The organism is Rahnella sp. CFA14(1/10), from assembly GCF_004195095.1.
Lineage (GTDB): Bacteria > Pseudomonadota > Gammaproteobacteria > Enterobacterales > Enterobacteriaceae > Rahnella > Rahnella perminowiae.
In genome coordinates, this window is sequence record NZ_SEWS01000001.1 from 273,342 (window position 1) to 288,200 (window position 14,859).

Sequence of the window (14,859 nt, forward strand, 5' to 3'; positions counted from 1 at the left end):
CATCTTTGTTGCAGATGTTTCATGACGCGCCACAAAAAACACTTACAGCAATAACGTCTTGCAACTTATTGTGTGGAGGGCTATCCAAAAGCAGCCGTATGTTCCATGCTTATTTTTAGCATCCTGTTTATGAATAAAGTGTTTGGAGGCACAGGGTTCGTGCCTGACTTCGTTTATCACATTGAGAAACATGAATGAATCTCCCAATTAAACGTTATGACTTACCCCAGATCATGTTCGGGGTGCTGTTTATTGCCCTGATGACAATTGCCAGCATCTGGGTGGTTCAGCCTTTCATTTTGGGCTTCGCCTGGGCTGGTATGGTGGTTATCGCCACCTGGCCGCTGATGATCAAACTACAAAAGGTTCTGTGGGGACGCCGTTTTCTGGCTGTCATCATCATGACACTGCTGTTGATCCTTTTATTCGTTTTGCCTATTGCTTTACTGGTCAGCAGCGCCATTGAAAATGGCGCACCTTTGGTCGCCGTTGCGAGTAATCCTTCCATATTGCACATGCCCGATTTCCACTGGCTGAACTCCATTCCTCTGGTCGGTCATAAACTTTACATCGGCTGGCATGCGCTGATTAATGGTGGCGGGAATGCGCTGATGAGCAAAATGCAGCCTTATGTGGGGCAGACAGCGTCGTGGTTCGTCGTCCAGGCCGGACATCTTGGACGCTTTATCGTGCACTGTTCGCTGATGCTGTTATTCAGCGCCCTTCTTTATAGCCGTGGTGAACAAGTTGCGATGGGGATCCGCCATTTCGCAGTTCGTCTTGCTGCCGAACGCGGTGATGCCGCGGTTATTTTAGCCGGACAAGCCATCCGCGCCGTAGCGCTCGGTGTGGTTGTCACTGCAATTGTACAGTCTGTTCTTGGCGGCATCGGGCTGGCCATCGCGGGTATTCCTTACGCTACCGTGCTGACTGTCGTGATGTTCGTATGTTGTGTCGCACAAATCGGGCCACTGCTGGTATTGATTCCGGCCATCATCTGGCTGTATTGGTCCGGCGATAATACCTGGGGCACCGTCTTGCTGGTATGGAGTTGCGTGGTCGGATCCCTGGATAACGTACTGCGCCCGGTTCTGATCCGCATGGGTGCGGATTTACCCATGCTGCTTATCTTGTCCGGTGTTATTGGTGGCTTATTTGCTTTCGGTATGATTGGCCTGTTTATCGGACCGGTTGTACTGGCCGTCTCCTATCGGTTGATTTCGCTTTGGGTCAATGAGGCCCCGGAACCTGACATGGCACCTGAAGAAGCACTGAAAGCACTGGATGAATAATTTCATTTCACTTTAACGTGCCACAGGCGTTGTCCCCTGTTAATTCAAGCGGGCAGCGCCTTTTCTTTATTTGTGCTTCTTTCCTGAAATTACGCCTACTAAAAACTCCCTTCACATCAATTAGCATGAGAATAATACCTATTAGGAGAATTCTTACAGACTAAATACCTTGGGAAACTTAGTATTATTAACAGTTCGGATTTCAACCCACTGATTTATATACAAGCTTTCCCCTGAGCTGGTATATCCCAAATTGCTGTGTGTAGTCTTTGCCTGTCTGCTATGACGGGCTTTTTTTTTACTTTTTTGCCTTACAGTTCTATTTCCCCCCATAGTCCTGCAACATATATTTTTATTCCCGTCATTTACGCAACCCGTAAAAAAAGGCTGCCACCTGTAAGTGACAGCCCTAAATGTCAGGCATTAGGAATTTATTTACTTTCGGCTAACGCCAGCCAGGTTTGTACTACGGTATCCGGATTCAGTGATAAACTGTCGATCCCCTCTTCCATCAGCCACTGTGCGAAATCCTGATGATCTGAAGGCCCCTGTCCACAAATACCGACATATTTCCCCTGCTTCTTAGCGGCTTTGATTGCCATCGACAAAAGGGCTTTAACAGCCTCGTTTCGTTCATCAAAGAGTTCAGAGACAACGCCTGAATCACGATCCAGCCCAAGTGCAAGCTGAGTCATGTCGTTGGAGCCGATAGAGAAACCGTCGAAATGTTCAAGGAACTGATCCGCCAGTAAGGCATTGGATGGAATTTCACACATCATAATCACTTTCAGGCCATTTTCGCCCCGTTTCAGCCCCTGACTGGCCAGCTCTTTGACGACAGCTTCAGCCTGCGCCACAGTACGAACAAACGGAATCATCACTTCAACATTCGTCAGCCCCATATCATTACGGACACGCTTCATTGCCTCACATTCCAGTGCGAAACACTCGCGGAAGCTGTCAGAGACATAACGGCCTGCACCACGGAAACCCAGCATCGGATTTTCTTCATGAGGTTCGTATTTTTCGCCGCCCACCAGATTGGCATATTCATTTGATTTAAAATCTGATAAACGCACAATCACCCGTTTCGGCCAGAATGCTGCGCCGAGTGTTGCGATCCCCTCAGTCAGACGTGCCACATAATATTCACGCGGGCTGTCATAGCCCTGAATCATTTTATTGATGGTTTCCTGCAATTGGGCAGGTTGCTGATCAAACTCCAGCAATGCTTTCGGATGCACACCAATCATGCGGTTAATGATAAATTCTAAACGCGCCAGCCCGACACCTTCATTCGGCAGACAGGCAAAGTCGAAGGCGCGATCGGGATTGCCGATATTCATCATGATTTTCAGCGGTAAAGTTGGCAGTTCATCAATAGCAGAACTCTGGACGCTAAAGTCCAGCTCATCCTGATAGACATAACCGGTATCGCCTTCAGAACAGGAAACGGTCACTTTCTGATTTTCTGTCAATTTTTCAGTGGCATCACCACAACCGACTACCGCAGGAATACCCAGTTCACGCGCAATGATAGCGGCGTGACAGGTACGTCCGCCACGGTTGGTGACAATGGCTGACGCCTTTTTCATGATGGGCTCCCAGTCAGGATCCGTCATGTCAGTCACCAGAATATCGCCTGCCTTAACGTGATGCATTTCGCTGATATTATGAATGATTTTTACCGGCCCGGCACCAATACGATGGCCTATAGCGCGGCCTTCTACCAATACTTTGCTGTTACCATTCAACTGATAGCGTTCCATCACCTGACCGTTGGAACGAACAGTCTCCGGACGCGCCTGCACGATATAAAGATTGCCGTTATGACCGTCTTTCGCCCATTCGATATCCATCGGACGGCCATAGTGTTTTTCAATCAATAATGCCTGGCGTGCCAGCGCCTGCACCTCGTCATCCGTCAGGGAGAAACGGGTGCTCTGTTCAGCCGGCACATCTTCAATCTGTACCTGTTTGCCGTGTTCCTGGCTTGGCGCATATACCATGCGAATTTTCTTCGAGCCCATCGTGCGGCGGACAATAGAAGGCTTATTTTTTTCCAGCGTAGGCTTATGTACGTAAAACTCATCAGGGTTAACCGCGCCCTGAACAACCATTTCACCCAGACCATAAGCCGAGGTAATAAAGACGACTTGATCAAAACCAGATTCGGTATCCAGAGTGAACATCACCCCCGCAGAAGCCAGATCAGAACGCACCATACGCTGTACACCGGCAGAAAGCGCCACACCGCGATGATCGTAGCCCTGATGCACACGATAAGAAATGGCACGGTCATTAAATAAGGAAGCATAAACATGCTTCACTGCGGTCAGTACGGCATCGAATCCCTGAACATTAAGGAAGGTTTCCTGTTGCCCGGCAAATGACGCATCAGGCATATCTTCGGCTGTTGCGGAAGAACGAACCGCGAATGACGCATCAGGCTCACCTTCGCATAATTGCTGATAGGCCTCACGGATCGATTTCTCAAGTTCAGGCTGGAACGGTGTCTCAATGATCCACTGGCGGATTTGCGTACCCGCCTGGGTTAATTGCCCGATATCGTCAACATCTGTTTTATCCAGTAATTCATGGATTCGGTGGTTTACACCGCTCTGATCGAGAAAATCATTAAATGCCTGCGACGTCGTTGCAAAGCCATTGGGAACTGAAACACCCAGATCAGACAAGTTGGTGATCATTTCCCCGAGGGATGCGTTCTTGCCCCCGACTTTATCAACGTCCTTCATACCCAGTTGGTTGTACCAGATAACATTGCGTAAATCGGGATCGAGATGAGCCATGAAACAATCCTTTATTATTTATTTACAGTAAAAGTCAGTAGGCGTGCAACACCGGTTGTCCAGCCATTGTCGGCGACGCTTTTTCTGTCATTTAACAACGCTGTCATTTTGAGACTAGCATAATGCTCCATAAGACATGGACAGGTGAATCGATCCAGCAAAACAAACTATTTTTGTTTAGGAAAATTCCAGCGCAGCAAAATGACGCTTATGTGTGGAAACATCATTAACCCTTATGAATCAGCAGGAAGTCTCCATAAGTCCGTCGCTAAATCAATGCTAACAGAGCAGCTGAAGTTCTGCTGAAGCAAATCAAAAAGCTGCGATAAGTCGCGGAAAATTTAAAATGCCATTTCATTTATTACAGTCATTTTGCGCACTGTCTCGCAGCAATTAACAGAACATCGACACGCAGATGAAATAGGCTTTTTATTTCATGCAATTCTGGTTATTACTAAATAAGGGATAATTTGAATATAAATGAAGTGCGATAAATCAGGAGTCGTTTGTGGACAGATGCGTGTTTTACATTTCTGACGGTACTGCCATTACAGCAGAGGTTTTAGGCCACGCTGTACTTTCACAATTTCCGGTCAACGCCACCACCTACTCTCTTCCCTTTGTTGAAAGTGAAGAGCGTGCCAAAGCAGTCTGCCGGCAAATCAATGACATTTTTGAAAAAACCGGCGCCCGTCCGCTGGTATTTTATTCTATTATTTCACCTCTCATCCGCGACATTATTCAAGGTAGTGAAGGTTTCTGTCAGGACATTGTCCAGTCGCTGGTCGCCCCTTTACAGAATGAGCTGGGCGTCGATCCTACCCCCATCGCCAACCGGACGCATGGTCTGACGGCCAGCAACATCACTAAATACGATGCGCGCATTGCCGCGATTGATTACACCCTGGCTCATGATGATGGCATTTCGCTGCGCAATCTCGATCAGGCCCAGGTGATTTTACTGGGCGTCTCGCGCTGCGGTAAAACGCCGACCAGCCTTTATCTGGCATTGCAGTTTGGTATCCGCGCAGCTAACTATCCGTTTACCGCCGACGACATGGACAATATTCAGTTACCTGCCGCGTTAAAACCGCATATGCATAAGCTGTTTGGCCTGACGATTGACCCTGAACGCCTGACGGCAATTCGCCAGGAACGCGTTGAAAACAGCCGCTATGCTTCCTTGCGCCAATGCCGTATGGAAGTCTCTGAAGTGGAAGCATTATTTAGAAAAAATCAGATCCGCTACCTCAACAGTACAAACTATTCTGTTGAGGAGATATCAGCGAAGATCATGGACAGCTTCGGCATGAGCCGCCGTATGTTCTGAATACTTTTACTGATGTGGATGGCATATCCTGCTGACAGTAGTTGAATTCATCGGTTTTTGGGTTATTGTGATCGGCATCACTTCCCGGTATCCCTGCCGCAGAGAAGAAACACATTTTTCGAGAATACGATGTCACAAACAGATGAACTGCGTACGACGCGCATCGACAGCCTGATTACGCCTCAGGCACTGGCAGAAAAATTGCCAATTTCCCCGTCGGTCGCCCAACACGTGATGGAATCACGTAAACGAATTGAAAAGATTATCAGTGGGGAAGATCAACGGTTACTGGTTGTTATCGGTCCCTGCTCAATCCACGATATTGAAGCGGCTATTGATTACGCGGGCAAGCTTAGTGTATTGCGTGCAAAATATCAGGATCGCCTGGAAATCGTCATGCGTACGTACTTTGAAAAGCCACGTACCGTTGTCGGCTGGAAAGGGCTGATTTCAGATCCTGAGTTGAACGGTTCCTGCAGGGTTAATGACGGTATTGAGCTGGCGCGGAAGGTATTACTGACTGTCAACCAACTGGGCATCCCGACCGCGACTGAATTCCTTGATATGGTGATTGGACAATATATTGCCGACCTGATCAGCTGGGGAGCCATCGGCGCACGGACCACCGAAAGTCAGATCCACCGCGAAATGGCTTCGGCGCTTTCCTGTCCTGTCGGTTTTAAAAATGGCACTGACGGGAATACCCGCATCGCCATCGACGCTATCCGTTCGTCGCGCACCAGCCATATGTTCCTGTCGCCGGATAAAAATGGTCAGATGACCATTTACCGTACCGCTGGCAACCCTTACGGACATGTGATTATGCGTGGCGGTAAAAAGCCCAATTACCATGCCGCTGACCTCGAACAAGCCTGCCTGAATCTGGCTGAATTCGATTTAACGCAACGTCTGGTGATCGATTTCAGTCATGGCAACTGCCAGAAACAGCACCGCCGTCAGCTCGAGGTAGCCGAAGATGTTTGTCAGCAAATCATACGCGGTTCAACCACCATTGCGGGCATCATGGCGGAAAGTTTTCTGGTTGAAGGTACACAGCCTATCGTTCCTGGCAAACCCTTGGTTTACGGTCAGTCGATTACCGACCCTTGCCTGAGTTGGGCAGACACGGAGACATTACTGTCAATGCTCGCGCAAGCGACAAATAGCAGGTTCTGATCACTTTACTGTAACCTTTCTAAGGGCAGCGCAGGCTGCCCTTTTTTGTTTTCCTGGCATGTCCGGGTACGCGTAATAACCTGTCCGTTCTGATACTTTCCTCGCTTACCTCCCCTGTTCCCCTCTTAAATGAATGGGTTAACACCGCCGAATTCCCTGCTGAAGAGAAAAATTTTCTTGATGTGTCCACACAATGATTTGATAATGATTATCAAAATGATATTAATTACCATTAGCAACAAAATCCAAAACAAGGTTTTCTGCTAAATATTTTTACAAATCATTCACATAACAGCGTAGGTTTTTACCCGCTATGTAACGGGTAACTTTGACAACGAGGAAACAGCAATGCATTCAGTTCACTATGAGGATTATTTACAAGCCAAAGAAGCTAATCCGGGTAAATATGCCCGCGATTTGGCGGAAATGTTGGGGATCAGCGAAGCGGAACTGACAGCTTTGCGTGTTTCACATGATGCCGCACGTCTGGATGTTGATGCACGGACCTTACTGGCCGCTCTGGAAAATGTCGGCAGCACTAAATCGATTACCCGCAACGACTTTGCCGTACATGAGCAGGAAGGTCGCTATGAAAATCAGCATCTGAGTGGTCACGCCGGTCTGATCCTTAATCCCCGCGCGCTGGACCTGCGTCTGTTTCTGCAACACTGGTTGTATATTTTCAGCCTGTCAGAAAACACGGCCCGTGGTGTTCGCCACAGTATTCAGTTCTTCGATGCGCACGGCGATGCCGTTCATAAGGTGTATAACACCGATGAAACTGACATGGCGGCATGGAATGCGCTGATTGCGCAGTACAAAAGTGACGTCAATCCGCCGTTGCAGATAGAGGCAGTTCCTGAAACGCCGGCCCTGATGGCCGCAGATACCCGCACTCTCGATGCTGAATGGCGCGCAATGACCGACGTTCATCAGTTCTTCCAGTTGCTGAAGCGCCATAATATAACCCGCCAGCAAGCATTCCAAGCCGTCGGGGACGATCTGGCATGGCGTGTGGATAACGGCTCACTGACGCGTTTACTGAATATCGCCAAAGATGACCAAAACGAAATCATGATTTTTGTGGGCAACCGTGGCTGCGTGCAGATTTTCACCGGTCAGATCGAAAAGGTCATGCCACACGGAGAATGGATCAATGTCTTCAACAAACAGTTCACCCTGCATCTGGTGGAAAGTGCCATCGCGGAAAGCTGGATCACCCGTAAACCCACCAAAGATGGTTTTGTAACCAGCCTGGAATTGTTTGCCGCTGACGGTACGCAGATCGCACAACTGTATGGTCAGCGTAGCGAAGGCACGCCTGAACAAACTCAGTGGCGGGAACAGCTGGCGCAACTGTCCCAGCAAGGTGTGGCTGCATGAAAACAATGTTGAAAATGCTGGCCGCTGTTACAGCGTTGCTGGTGACGCCGGTGCTGCATGCCACTGAAAAACTGGTCAGTATTGGCGGTGACGTGACCGAAATTATCTACGCACTCGGTGCCGGCGACGAAGTGGTCGCCCGCGACAGTACCAGCTTGCGTCCGCAGGCGGTACGTAGCCTGCCGGACGTCGGTTATATGCGCCAGCTCAGCGCTGAGGGAATTTTGTCTATGCATCCTTCGCTGGTGCTGAGCAGCGAACTGGCAGAGCCGTCACTGGTGTTGCGGCAGCTTGAGCAGAACGGTGTAAGAGTGGTTCGTGTGCCGGGTACACCTTCTGCGGATACCGTACCGCGTAAAATCGTCGTAATTGCGGCGGCACTGAACCGGCAGTCAGAAGGTGAAAAACTCATCGCGACCTATCGTTCGCAGATTTCAGCGATTCGCCACGATGCCCTGCCGGTAAAAATGCTGTTTGTGATGAGCCATGGCGGCATGTCATCGATGGCAGCCGGTCAGGAGACCGCGGCAGATGCGATGATTACCTCTGTCGGGGCGAAAAACGCTATGCAAGGTTTCAGCCGCTACCGTCCGCTGTCCCAGGAGGGCGTGATTGCCAGTGCGCCGGATATCCTTTTACTGACCGCTGACGGTGTTAAGACACTTGGCGGGATGGAACAGGTGTGGAAATTGCCTGGCGTTGCTATGACACCGGCCGGTAAGAATCAGCGCGTACTGGTCATTGATGATATGTCACTGCTGGGCTTTGGTTTGCAAACGCCAGAGGTGATGGCTCAGCTACGCCATGCTGCGGAACAGGTAAAATGAGCAGCATGAGCCCTCCGGTGTTATCGCGTCGCCGCGCGCCAGTCTGGGCGCTGACTGGCATCGGCTGCGCTCTGCTGGTGTTAGCCGTGATGGCGGTGAATACTGGTGCGATGTCACTGTCGCTAAGAACGCTTCTCGGGCGTCCTTTTGACGATAACTTATGGCAGGTCTGGCTGACCATTCGCCTTCCCCGCGTGCTGCTGGCTATGGTAGTCGGTTGTGCGCTGGCAAGTTCCGGTGCGGTTATGCAGGGATTGTTCCGCAACCCGCTGGCAGATCCTGGCCTGCTTGGGATCAGCAGCGGCGCAGCGCTGGCGGTTGCGCTAACCATAGTAATGCCGCTGGCTTTACCGCCATTACTGGCACTTTACAGTCACATGATCAGCGCATTCGCTGGCAGCCTGGCGATTTCTGTCATCGTCTTTACGCTGAGTCGTTTTGGTCATGGCGGATTGTCGCGCTTGCTGCTCGCCGGTATTGCCATTAATGCCTTATGCGGCGCGGCGGTCGGTGTACTGACCTATGTCAGTGACGATCAGCAATTACGCCAATTTTCATTGTGGAGCATGGGCAGTCTCGGGCAGGCGCAATGGCCGACGCTGGCCGTGGCGTCTTCGCTGATCCTGCCAGCCTGCATTGCGTCGTTTTTCATGGCACGACGCCTGAACATTCTGCAGTTAGGGGAAGAAGATGCACATTACCTCGGTGTGAATGTCCGCCGTACGCAATTGCAACTTTTGCTGCTTAGCGCTCTGCTGGCCGGGGCTGCCGTCGCAGTTTCTGGTGTGATTGGTTTTATCGGTTTAGTGATCCCGCATCTGTTGCGGATGCGTATTGGTGCTGACCACCGCTGGCTTCTACCGGGTTCGGCCCTGGCGGGCGCCTGCCTGCTTTTGCTCGCTGACACGCTGGCCCGCACGCTGGTCGCTCCGGCAGAAATGCCGGTAGGATTGCTGACCAGCCTGATTGGTGCGCCTTATTTTTTATGGTTGATCCTGCGCCCCGGAGTACCGCGTAATGCCTGATTTCACTTCATCAATGGTGGCAGAAAACCTGACCTATTGCGTTAATGACCGCCGGTTAATTGACGATGTTTCACTGAGCTTGCAAAGCGGCGAGATGGTCGCGCTGATTGGGCCAAACGGTGCAGGAAAATCAACGCTGATGCGTATGCTGACCGGCTACCTGTTGCCACAAACGGGAAAGATTTCGCTTCAGGGAAGACCTCTCAATGACTGGCCGGCACAGGAACTGGCGCGTACGCGGGCAGTTATGCGCCAGAACAGTACACTAGCGTTTGGCTTTAGCGTGCGCGAAGTCCTGACACTCGGGCGTTCGCCGCACGGCCAGCACAATATGCAACGGGCACTTACTGAGGTCATGACACAAACCGGTTGTCTGGATCTGGCAGAAAGGGATTACCGCCATTTATCGGGCGGCGAACAACAGCGGGTTCAGCTGGCGCGGGTGCTTATCCAGCTCTGGCAACCCGAACCTTTCCCACACTGGTTATTTCTGGATGAACCTACGTCGGCACTGGATTTATATCATCAGCAACACGCGTTGCGTTTGCTGCGACAGTTAACCCGGCAAACACCGCTGGCGGTGTGTTGCGTATTGCATGATCTCAATCTCGCGGCGTTGTATGCCGACCGGATTATTTTATTGCACAGCGGTAAATTGGTCGCCAGCGGGACGCCCGCTGAGGTACTGAGCGAAGCCACCCTGAGCCGCTGGTATCAGGCAGATTTGAATGTCTGCCTGCATCCGGAAACCGAATTGCCACAGATTTTCTTACGCCAGTAAAGACGACTCAATAAAAATGCCACACTGGAATGTGGCATTTTTTATGTCAGCTTGAACAGGAAATTTCGAGATGTTTCCCCCAGTCGGGCGGCAGTTTCGCCATCTCGTCATACTGAGGAGCATCACTGTAAGGGTCACGCAATGCCTGATGAAGTTGCTCCAGCGCACTGATATCATCCACTTCAGCCCTTTCGATGGCTTTCTGTGCCAGATAATTTCTCAATATAATACGCGGATTGCTTTGTTTCATGGCGTCCTGTCGCGTTGCATCATCAACATCTTCCGTTTGTAAGCGCTGGCGGTAGGCCTGGTACCAGCTGTCGAAAGCGTCACGGTCAATGAATTCATCCCGCAACGGCGATGTGGCTTGCCTTTGTTCTGTCTGGCTGAGCAACCTGAAGGTCTGGGTGAAATCCCTGCCCTCTTTTGCCATCAGGCTCAACAAACCGGTGAGCAGATGGTTATCCTGTTTATTCTCCGTAAAGAAGCCCAGTTTACCGCGCATCAGCGTGCCATAGGCTCTCATAAGCGCGGGTTCATATTCGCCAAGCGCAGTTTGTAGCTGTTCTGCAGACATCAGACCGGATAATGTTTGTGCCAGACGATGCAGATTCCAGAATGCCACCGCAGGCTGATTATCGTAGCTGTAGCGTCCCTGATGATCAGAGTGATTACAGATATAACCTGGCTGATAATCGTCGAGGAAGCCATAAGGACCGTAATCGATGGTCAGCCCGAGAATCGACATATTGTCGGTATTCATCACACCGTGGGCGAAACCAATACTTTGCCATTGCGCTATCAGCCGGGCAGTACGCTCCACCACCTCGGTAAACCATTGCTGATAACGTAACGCATCAGCCTGGTGATTTTCCAGCAACTGAGGCCAGTGATGTGCGATGACGTAATCTGCCAGCTGCTTCACCTGCTCAGGCTGTTTACGGTAATAGAAATGCTCGAAATGACCGAAACGGATATGACTTTCTGCCACACGAATCAACATCGCACCGCGCTCAGGCTGTTCGCGGAAAACCGGCTCATCACTGGTGGCAATCGTCAGCGCGCGCGTTGTCGGTACCGATAAATGATGCAGCGCTTCAGAGGCCAGAAACTCACGCACCACAGAACGTAAAACCGCACGGCCATCGCCCATCCGTGAATAAGGTGTCAACCCTGCCCCTTTAAGGTGCCAGTCGAAGCGTTTTCCTGAAGGTAAAACCTGTTCGCCCAGTAAAATACCGCGTCCGTCGCCCAGTTGCCCGGCCCACTGGCCAAACTGATGCCCGCTGTAAACCTGAGCCAGAGGTTCCATGCCCGGGAAAATTTTTTCACCGCACCAGTATTGGCGATGTTCAGCATCAAAAAGTGATTCATCCAGTCCCAGTTCACGCGCCAGCGGTTCGCTGTGATAAAGAAGTCGTGCGCCTTTTAGCGGCGTCGGTTGCAACTGTGTGTAAAAGCCAGGTAACTGCTCAGCATAATGATGTTCAAATCGCGGCATAAATCCCCCTTTTTGATAGTGTAGGACTGCAGGGCATTAATTAACACGGAGGAAATGCAGGGAGATTATTATCCGCAGATATCAAAAATCCCGGAACAGCAGGTGCTGGCCGGGATCCTGAGCGTAAAACTGCGTATCACGACTAATGAAACTGAGCAGGCCGGATGAGCAGGCTGTCCAGTTCGGCGGGCTCTACACCAGGCCATAGCAATCCCTTCATTCCCTGTATGTCCGCTTTACGTAACGCGTCGAAATAGTCCTGCGAGTCTAGCCCGTCGACCACAATATTACGGCAAAATCGACTAACATTTCTTACCAGCGAGGGCATTACAATGGTGAAATTTTCACCCTCATATAACTGCCAGAAAAGATTTTTGTCGAGCTTCACCCACTGAAAAAGATGGTCAAAAATGGGTGCCATGGTGATGCTGCCTGAGCCGAAGTTTTCCAGCCACAGTGGAAAATATTTGTTTAATGCCACCACTTGTTCATTATTCCTGCCTTCGGAAAGTCGTGGAAACGACTCACTTAAATTCAGATGAATGAAAGTATATGTGCTGAAAGCATTGCGAAGATTTTCATCTTCCAGCAATAAGGCCACCTGTTTTTCCTCAACACTGATATTCAAAATAACCTGATTATCGGTAAACCATTGGGCATGCTCACACGCCCATATCTGTTGCTCAGTGAGAAATCGTAATAACTGCTGCGGTGTTAACAGGTTCAGAACCAGTTCTGTAGGCATCACTAACTTACTGTCAGCACTGGAAAAACGGCAAATTAATTCTACAGCCAGTAATTTCCCTTCAATGGTGTAAACCGGCTGGCACAGATAGCTGCTGTTAAAGGCCGTATCGAATTGTATTTTCATTTTTGTCCAAAACATCAACGGCACGGCTAATTGATTAATAACTTTTTTGACTATCAATCAGATCATAAAGATACCGGAGCCCCGGGGTATGACCAAAACATTAAAGAAATTGATATCAAGAAAGAGCCTCTCCGATTGTAAGGGTGCTGCGACGATCACGCGAACGGCTGCGAAATCAAAGTTTTTTAAAATGCCCTGCGCCTTGCGGCCTTCTTTTTGAGCTTTATATCATTCAATGCAGACATTTCAGACTAATCTTATCGCCAGACATAAGAACGTGCAACTTGCCTCGTGAGCGCTACCCGTCATTTTTAATCAAGAATTTCTGTGGTGTTTTGTGCCGATGCACAATAATGGATGTTACTAAATATTTTAGCTAATGGTTATAGTGTCTTATGAAATATTGCGCAAGTAGCAGCATTCACCACCGGGCTTTTTAAGTGGGATCAGTGAGTTTTTATAACGTTTTAATAAACCGGCACTATCCGCCATCAGGCCGGTAACCATTGCGGAGAAAAAGTACAGGCGCAGTGCAATCTAGCAGCATCCGGAGGCCATCCTTTCAACGGCCTCCGGAATCCCCGCCGTTATCTGATACAGCGCACCAGCCAGTTTTGCAGTTCAGTCAGTTCAGCCTGCATCGCGGGATAGAGGGCCATGATATGCTGGCAGGTTTGCCTGACCTCCTGCGCATGATAGCGCGTTCCTGCCAGTTTTTCGGCTAGCCGGCCTGAGCTAGCCGGCCTGAGTGTGAAGCGCAGACGACGTCGTAAGGGTCTGGCGACTGAGCGGCTTCCGCTGCTTCGCCCGGATGCGCCCAATCTGACCTGGTCAATGGATTTCGTCATGGATGCACTGGCCACCGGTCGCAGGATCAAGTGCCTTACCTGCGTCGATGACTTCACAAAGGAATGCCTGACTATCACTGTTGCCTTTGGGATTTCAGGCGTGCAGGTCACGCGTATTCTGGACAGTATTGCGCTGTTTCGCGGCTATCCGGCTACGATAAGAACTGACCAGGGGCCGGAGTTTACCTGTAGAGCACTTGACCAGTGGGCCTTTGAGCATTGCGTGGAGCTGCGGCTTATTCAGCCCGGTAAACCGACACAGAACGGATTTATTGAGAGTTTTAACGGACGTTTTCACGATGAATGCCTGAATGAACACTGGTTTAGCGACATCAGCCATGCCAGGAAAACCATCAGTGAATGGCGTCAGGATTATAACGAATGTCGCCCACACTCCACGCTGAATTATCAGACGCCGTCTGAATTTGCAGCGGGCTGGAGAAAGGGTAATTCTGAGAGTGAAGGATCCGACATTACTAACTGAGCCTTGTATCTAATACTGGTGGCAGGTCAAGCCCCAAATGTATTATGCTGTAGTTCGTTCGTTCCAAGCATCGGTATATTGAATGTTGCCATCAACATACTTCCAAGTGATTTTTTCATAACGTAGTGCAACGTTTTCCATATGGCCTGTGCCAGGACAGCCACGGGTATCGTGCATCATTGGAGTTACCGAAATGACTTTCACATTTTCAAGCAGAATGTTGAAGTACTCGACTTCCTGCCCTGCATCGTTGATACAATACCATTTGATTTCGGCAGAGTGTAACGTTTGACCTGTACCAACTGCCTTGTATAAGTAAGGACTTGATGAGTCGATTTCCTTATCAAACTGGAAAGGGGCATGTTGTCGAGTGCCTGTTAGCTTCCCTGTGTTGCTATCAGTTGGAATACTCAGGTTATGGTGAATCGATCTTAGTTCTATGCTTCCTTCACGATCCTTTACATCAGATGAACCACGGATATTTGCACCGCCATCGTCTTTAAGCCATAAGTGAACTGGTACAGCCATTGA

General features: G+C 49.9%; 11 protein-coding genes, 1 other RNA gene and 1 pseudogene. 9 read left to right on the top strand and 4 right to left on the bottom strand.

The genetic code is table 11. From position 1 onward, the window contains the following. Positions 1-194: 194 nt before the first annotated feature. Both ydiK and rprA read left to right on the top strand, forming a co-directional pair. Positions 195-1,292 carry an AI-2E family transporter YdiK gene (gene ydiK, locus EVX52_RS01310; RefSeq protein ID WP_129951713.1) on the top strand — a complete coding sequence of 366 codons (1,098 nt, stop codon included), beginning with the start codon at positions 195-197 and terminating at the stop codon, positions 1,290-1,292. A 190-nt stretch (positions 1,293-1,482) separates the two neighbouring features. Further along, an RNA gene (gene rprA, locus EVX52_RS01315) (antisense sRNA RprA) lies at positions 1,483-1,593 on the top strand. Positions 1,594-1,723: 130 nt separating this feature from the next. Here rprA and ppsA read toward each other — a convergent pair. Further along, a complete protein-coding gene (gene ppsA, locus EVX52_RS01320; RefSeq protein WP_129990435.1) occupies positions 1,724-4,102 on the bottom strand; it encodes a phosphoenolpyruvate synthase in 2,379 nt (792 codons plus the stop codon). Between the two features lie 508 nt (positions 4,103-4,610). Between ppsA and EVX52_RS01325 the strand changes: the two genes are divergently transcribed. From EVX52_RS01325 to EVX52_RS01350, 6 genes are all read left to right on the top strand, one after another. Next, the gene (locus EVX52_RS01325; RefSeq protein ID WP_129951715.1) at positions 4,611-5,432 is read left to right on the top strand and encodes a pyruvate, water dikinase regulatory protein; all 822 of its coding nucleotides are present in this window, start codon (positions 4,611-4,613) and stop codon (positions 5,430-5,432) included. 129 nt (positions 5,433-5,561) lie between these two features. After that, positions 5,562-6,608, top strand: a complete 1,047-nt coding sequence (locus tag EVX52_RS01330) for a 3-deoxy-7-phosphoheptulonate synthase (RefSeq protein ID WP_129990436.1) — start codon at positions 5,562-5,564, stop codon at positions 6,606-6,608. Between the two features lie 348 nt (positions 6,609-6,956). Further along, a complete protein-coding gene (locus tag EVX52_RS01335; protein ID WP_129990437.1) occupies positions 6,957-7,991 on the top strand; it encodes a hemin-degrading factor in 1,035 nt (344 codons plus the stop codon). Then, positions 7,988-8,818 carry a hemin ABC transporter substrate-binding protein gene (locus EVX52_RS01340; protein WP_129990438.1) on the top strand — a complete coding sequence of 277 codons (831 nt, stop codon included), beginning with the start codon at positions 7,988-7,990 and terminating at the stop codon, positions 8,816-8,818. The genes EVX52_RS01335 and EVX52_RS01340 overlap by 4 nt, the downstream gene beginning before the upstream one ends. After that, positions 8,815-9,843: an iron ABC transporter permease gene (locus tag EVX52_RS01345; protein WP_165385154.1), complete on the top strand. Its 1,029-nt coding sequence runs from the start codon at positions 8,815-8,817 to the stop codon at positions 9,841-9,843. Before EVX52_RS01340 ends, EVX52_RS01345 begins: the two co-directional genes overlap by 4 nt. Continuing rightward, positions 9,836-10,624: a heme ABC transporter ATP-binding protein gene (locus EVX52_RS01350; protein ID WP_129951719.1), complete on the top strand. Its 789-nt coding sequence runs from the start codon at positions 9,836-9,838 to the stop codon at positions 10,622-10,624. The genes EVX52_RS01345 and EVX52_RS01350 overlap by 8 nt, the downstream gene beginning before the upstream one ends. Positions 10,625-10,670: 46 nt before the next feature. On the opposite strand, the gene EVX52_RS01355 is transcribed toward EVX52_RS01350, so the two are convergent. Further along, a complete protein-coding gene (locus tag EVX52_RS01355) occupies positions 10,671-12,125 on the bottom strand; it encodes a protein adenylyltransferase SelO (protein WP_129990439.1) in 1,455 nt (484 codons plus the stop codon). Between the two features lie 142 nt (positions 12,126-12,267). Further along, positions 12,268-13,053 (bottom strand): EAL domain-containing protein, encoded by a 786-nt coding sequence (locus EVX52_RS01360; protein ID WP_235173062.1) that lies wholly within the window; start codon positions 13,051-13,053, stop codon positions 12,268-12,270. 678 nt (positions 13,054-13,731) lie between these two features. Here EVX52_RS01360 and EVX52_RS01370 point away from each other — a divergent pair. Next, a pseudogene (locus EVX52_RS01370) lies at positions 13,732-14,328 on the top strand (integrase core domain-containing protein); the annotation flags it as partial. Between the two features lie 42 nt (positions 14,329-14,370). Here EVX52_RS01370 and EVX52_RS01375 read toward each other — a convergent pair. After that, complete coding sequence (locus EVX52_RS01375) at positions 14,371-14,856, bottom strand: type VI secretion system tube protein TssD (protein ID WP_129990440.1); 486 nt, start codon at positions 14,854-14,856, stop codon at positions 14,371-14,373. Between the last annotated feature and the right edge of the window lie 3 nt (positions 14,857-14,859).

Coding starts and splice junctions, on each gene's coding strand:
- ydiK (WP_129951713.1), top strand. CDS start 195: ATGAATCTCCCAATTAAACGTTATGACTTACCCCAGATCATGTTCGGG.
- ppsA (WP_129990435.1), bottom strand. CDS start 4,102: ATGGCTCATCTCGATCCCGATTTACGCAATGTTATCTGGTACAACCAA.
- EVX52_RS01330 (WP_129990436.1), top strand. CDS start 5,562: ATGTCACAAACAGATGAACTGCGTACGACGCGCATCGACAGCCTGATT.
- EVX52_RS01335 (WP_129990437.1), top strand. CDS start 6,957: ATGCATTCAGTTCACTATGAGGATTATTTACAAGCCAAAGAAGCTAAT.
- EVX52_RS01340 (WP_129990438.1), top strand. CDS start 7,988: ATGAAAACAATGTTGAAAATGCTGGCCGCTGTTACAGCGTTGCTGGTG.
- EVX52_RS01345 (WP_165385154.1), top strand. CDS start 8,815: ATGAGCAGCATGAGCCCTCCGGTGTTATCGCGTCGCCGCGCGCCAGTC.
- EVX52_RS01350 (WP_129951719.1), top strand. CDS start 9,836: ATGCCTGATTTCACTTCATCAATGGTGGCAGAAAACCTGACCTATTGC.
- EVX52_RS01355 (WP_129990439.1), bottom strand. CDS start 12,125: ATGCCGCGATTTGAACATCATTATGCTGAGCAGTTACCTGGCTTTTAC.
- EVX52_RS01375 (WP_129990440.1), bottom strand. CDS start 14,856: ATGGCTGTACCAGTTCACTTATGGCTTAAAGACGATGGCGGTGCAAAT.